Origin of the sequence: Pseudomonas sp. UBA2684 (genome assembly GCA_002354655.1) — a bacterium.
In the GTDB taxonomy this organism is placed as follows: domain Bacteria; phylum Pseudomonadota; class Gammaproteobacteria; order Pseudomonadales; family Pseudomonadaceae; genus Aquipseudomonas.
Map to the genome: position 1 here is coordinate 6,360 of DELY01000001.1, position 465 is coordinate 6,824.

General features: G+C 66.5%; 1 pseudogene. It reads right to left on the reverse strand.

Features of this window, described 5'->3' with window-relative positions:
* Window positions 1–83 precede the first annotated feature (83 nt).
* Window positions 84–465: pseudogene (locus B3M58_RS00035) on the reverse strand (N-acetylglutaminylglutamine synthetase); the annotation flags it as partial.

Here is a 465-nt window from a genome sequence, read left to right on the forward strand (position 1 = left end):
ATGCCGAAGGCTTGTCCACCGTCGATTAGTTCGGCTTGTCTGCCCTACGCGCTTATCCGGGATAACGCACCGCGTAGCGTGGCTTAAACCACTTGGCTAAGGGGGAACAACAGGTCGATAAAGCGTTCGGCCGTCGGTTGCGGTTCGTGGTTGGCCAGGCCGGCGCGTTCGTTGGCCTCGATAAACACGTGTTCGGGCTGATCGGCCGCCGGCACCAGCAGGTCGAGGCCAACCACCGGGATGTCCAGGGCGCGCGCGGCCTTTACCGCCGCTTCGGCCAGGGCCGGATGCAGGCTCTCGGTGACGTCTTCCAGGCTGCCGCCGGTGTGCAGGTTGGCGGTCTTGCGCACGGCCAGGCGCTGGCCCTGCGGCAGGATGCTGTCGTAGTCGACGCCGGCGGCATGCAGGGTACGCAGGGTTTCCGCGTCCTTGGGAATGCGGCTTTCGCCCGCCGTGGCGGCTTGG